The 4,933-nt window shown below is 27.0% G+C and carries 3 protein-coding genes; 1 reads left to right on the forward strand and 2 read right to left on the reverse strand.

Annotation, left to right across the window (positions count from 1 at the left end):
• On the reverse strand, positions 1–1,364 hold a 1,364-nt coding region (locus AC30RD_RS06340; RefSeq protein WP_489493531.1), incomplete at its 3' end, for an NADP-dependent isocitrate dehydrogenase.
• Between the two features lie 108 nt (positions 1,365–1,472).
• Entirely contained in the window at positions 1,473–2,360 is an 888-nt protein-coding gene (gene mltG / locus AC30RD_RS06345; protein ID WP_489493532.1) for an endolytic transglycosylase MltG, read from the reverse strand.
• A 1-nt stretch (position 2,361) separates the two neighbouring features.
• Here mltG and AC30RD_RS06350 point away from each other — a divergent pair, with 1 nt between their 5' ends.
• Positions 2,362–4,902 (forward strand): YhdP family protein, encoded by a 2,541-nt coding sequence (locus AC30RD_RS06350; protein WP_489493533.1) that lies wholly within the window; start codon positions 2,362–2,364, stop codon positions 4,900–4,902.
• Positions 4,903–4,933: the final 31 nt, after the last annotated feature.

Below are 4,933 nucleotides of genomic sequence, written 5' to 3' on the forward strand. Positions count from 1 at the left end.
CTCCAGATATCACCCTCTTCTACTTCATGACACATTAAGATGTTTCCATCTTCGTCAATCGTTTTTATATATCCATCTTCTGGCGGAAAGAAAGTTTTATCGTGGCTTCCATACTCTTCAGCTTTTTTGGCCATTAAACCGATATTTTGAACGGTTCCAACTTTTGCAGGATCAAACTGTCCATTTTTTACTATATCGCTAACAATTTTTTTATACATTCTTGCATATGTTCTATCTGGAACGGTAATAACGCAATCTTCAACTTCTCCACTTGGTCCCCAACCTTTTAGACCATTTTTTATAACAGCAGGAATTGAAGCATCTATAATAACATCATTTGGTCTATGTAGGTTAGTAATACCCGCATCACTATCAACCATATACATTCTTGGCTGCTCTTTATAGATCTCATCTATACAATCTTTTATATCTTTTTGAACTCCTTCGGGAAGTTTTTCAAGTTTATTATATAGATCTACTAATCCGTTGTTTGGATTAAAGCCGATCTCTTCCAACTCTTTTCCAAATTTATCAAAAAGCTTTTTATAATATACTCTAATAGCATCCCCGATATAAACCGGGTCTGAAATTTTCATCATAGTAGCTTTTACATGTAGAGAAAAAAGTATATCTTTTTCTTTTGCATCCTCTATTACGCACTCATAAAAATCTCTAAGCTCTTTTCTATTTAAAGATGCAGCGCTAAATACTTCACCTTTTAATACATCAACCTCTTTTAATACCTCTTTTTTGCTTCCATCTTTTGATTCGAAAACAAGTTTTACAGTTTGGTTTTTATCGCTAATAAAAGATTGCTCATTTTGATAAAAGTCGTTTTTATCCATATGGGCAACATAACTTTTGCTATCTGGAGATACATCTTTCATTTTGTGTGGATGCTTTTTTGCATACTGCTTAACTGCTTCACTTAATCTTCTATCAGAGTTTCCTTGTCTTAAAACCGGATTAACTACTGATCCGACACATTTTAAATATTTTTGTTGAATCTCAACCTCTTCTTCGGTTTTTGGCTCTTCTGGATAATCTGGAAGATCATATCCTTGTGATTGCAGTTCTTTTATAGCCGCTACCAACTGCGGAACGGAAGCTGAAATATTTGGAAGTTTTATGATGTTGGCTTCAGGCTTTAAAACAAGCTCGCCCAAATAGGCAAGTTCATCAAACTGTTTTTGATCTTCAGGAAGTCTATCGCTAAATTCAGCGATAATTCTACCAGCAAGTGAAATATCTCTTAATTCCCAGTCTATGTTTGCATCTTTTGTAAACGCTTTTACTATTGGTAAAAGTGAATAAGTTGCTAAAGCCGGAGCCTCATCTATTTTTGTCCAAACTATTTTTGCCATTTTCTCTCCTTTTTAAAGTTTAGGTTATTAAGTATTCTAATAGTAACAATTTGTTGATTTAATTTTTATCAATTATTATTTTTTATTTTTTTTGTTGAAGATTTTGTTTCATTTTTTCACAGCTTTTATGTTTTTTAGATGAGATTTATAATATTTACTAAAAATATGCTTTTTATTTTTGCCTTTTACAAAATAAAGATATTCAACTTTTGCCGGAAAAATAGCTGCTTTTATAGCATTTAAACTTACGGTGCAGACTGGATATGGAGGTAAGCCTTTATATTTGTAAGTGTTAAATTTGGATCTATCTTCTTTTATTCTTTTTGGGGTAATTTTGATATGGGAAAATTTACCATAATTTAAACTCCCATCCATTTGAAGAGGCATACCAAGTTTTAATCTATTATAAATCACCGCGCTAATTAGCGGCATCTCACTATCATTTGCAGCCTCTTTTTGGATAATTGATGCAATGGTTATATATTTTTCAAACCATCTTTTTTGATCAAATTTTCCAAAAAATTTAATCGCCAAATCTTTATGTCTTTTTAGTGAAAAACTTACCATATAATATATAAAATGTTTTTCATCTATTCCTTTTGGTATATAGTATGTATCGGGTATTAAAACCCCATCTGGGTATGGTGCGTAAATATCGTAATATTTTTTTAATTTTTCAATATTTAAATTTAATCTTTCACTAACAATTTCTAAAAATATCTGGGTTGTCTCTCCAGGAATCAAAGATATTTTAAATATTGGTGCTTTTGCGGAAGTTAATTTGTATAAAAAATCTCCTCTGCTAAGTGTGGTTTTTGAGATATCTATCCAACCAGATTGGGGTTTACCTATCAATCTTACAAAAATTGAGTCAAGTCTGGTTAATTCAAAATTTTTATCGATAAGGTATGATATAATCTTATTAATACTACCTTTTGGTATATATACAACTTTAGTTGATTTTATGGGAATTGCAAGATAGTATGAAAGTATCAATATGGTTAAAAAAATAACTTCGAATATTTTTAAAATTTTTGCAAGTTTTTTTATAGCTTCTCTCCTGCTTATGTCGATATTTTATCTCTTTTTGAAAGAGGGAATTCAAATCGATTATATTAAACTTCCTCTTATCCAAATAGAAAAATTGTATCTAAAATATGATAAAAAACTTATTTTAAAAATAGACCGTTTAAATATAAAAAAAGAGAAAAAGAAAAATAGAAAAAAAGATATAGAAAACTTTATAAAAAGTTTCAAATATCTACCTAAATTCTTTCAAGAGGTAAATATAAAAAATATAGATTTTCTAAATTATCATGTTACTTTTTTATACACTGATAAAATATATTTTATCGATACGGACAAATATCAATTTAGCGCAAAATTAAAAATTAAAGATAGTAAAATATTTGCACATATTCCTCAATTTTTTTATAAAGATTTTGGTTTTTTTGCCGATGGAAACGCCATATTTGATTTAAAAAGAGGCTTTTTTAGTTTTAAAGGCAAATATAATATCTCAGATATAAAAGGAGATATAAAAACCTCTTTGATAAAAAATAGACTTTTATTTTTTATTGATAGCGACTATTTTACTAACGATAATTTAAAAGATATAACAGAAAAATTTACTTTGAATAAAGAGATTAAAAATTGGATATATAAATATATAGTTGCAAAAAAATATAAATTAAAATATTTAAAAGCCGATTTTGATATAAATAAAAAAAATTTTTATGATCCAAATAAAATAGAAGGCATAGCATACGCCAATAATGCTTATATAAGATTTAATCCAAAAGCAAAAAGAGTAAAATGTGAAAAAATCGAAATAAAATTTAAAAACGACTCTTTATATTTTAAACTTTTCAATCCCAAATACCAAAATAAAAATCTAAAAGGCAGTTATGTAGTTATAAAAAATTTAACAAAACCAAACTCATATATAGATATTGTTATAAAAACTAAAACACCTGTTGATAACGAAATAAAAAATCTGCTTTTAGCCTATGATATAAAATTGCCTATTATTCAAAAAAAAGGTTTCACAAATGCTCTTGTTAAAATTAGAGTAATTTTTAAAACCGGGGATTTAGATGTAAAGGGCTATTTTTCTACAAAAGATAGCCAAATTTATATCTCTGGAATCGATTTAGGCGTTAAAAATGCTGTATTAAATTTGCATAACAACAGCTTAATTATAAAAAACTCCTTTATAAATATAGACGATTTTATAAAAACAAAGGCTTTTGGAGAGATCTTTTTTGATAAGAAGATCGCAAAAATTACTCTCAATGATTTGAATTTAAACTTGAAATTTAACGAAAACCCCATTTTAGATATAAAAAATTTAAAAGAGTATATGTATATAGATTTTAAAAATTCAAAATATACAAAAATCGATCTTAAAAATCTAAACAGCAAGATCAAAATATATCCGGACAAAATCTCTATATTTATAAAAGATATAAAAAATCTTGAAAAATTTTCGACTCCTTTAAAAAAAGCTGATATTAAAAACGGAAATCTAAAAATAGAAACAAAAGATTATAAAATTTTTAATGTAGAAGGCATAATAAAAAAAGATAATAAAATATTGGCCGATAAAAAAGGAAATTTTATAAAAATATTTAATTTTAAAGGAACAATTTCAAAAAAAGAGACAAAAATCTTTATAAATAAAAAAATAGTCTTTAAATATATTAATTTTTTGCAAATTTATATAAACGATTATGATATATATTTAAAAAAGGATCAAATCAAACAAAAAACCAATCAAAATAGATTTTATGTTTATGGGAAAAACGCCAACATAATCATAAACGGCCATAAAATGCTTTCTGAAAAATTTAGTTTAAAAAAAGAGAAAAAAGATTTTGTTTTTCAAAATATCTATAAAAACTCAAATATTAAAATTTTTGGCAAAAGTGAGGATTTTGAAATATCGGCCAAAAATTTAAACGATCGCTTCATAAAAAGTTTTTTTAATATTTACGGAATCGAAGGAGGCAAATATTTTTTAAAAGCAAAAGGAAATATAGAGAATTTAAAAGGAAAGGCTTGGTTTTATAACGCCAATCTAAAAGATCTTGCTCTAATAAACAATATAATGGCCTTTTTAAACACCGTTCCCGCTCTTGTAACTTTTAGCGATCCAGGATATAGCACTAAAGGATTTAAAGTTAAAAAAGGTGAAATAGATTTTAGGCTGAAAGATTCCATTTTAAATATAGATTCATTAAAATTTATAGGTAAAAGCATGAATGTAGAGGGAATTGGAGAGATAGATTTGAAAAAAAATACTATAAATATGAAGCTAAAACTCCAAACATTAAAAAAGGTAACAGATATAATCAAAAAAATTCCAATTGCAGGATATATACTTCTTGGGAAAGAGGGAAAAATATCGACAGTCCTTAAAATTGAAGGAGATTTAGTAAAACCAAAAATTTCAACAAAACTCCCTCAAGAGACGATCAAAGCTCCAGTAAATATTATAAAAAGGACCTTAGAGCTGCCTTTTAAGATATTTAAATAGACTCTACTCGTTTCTCAATACCTCTATAACC

The sequence above is a fragment of the Nitrosophilus sp. genome (assembly GCF_982775275.1).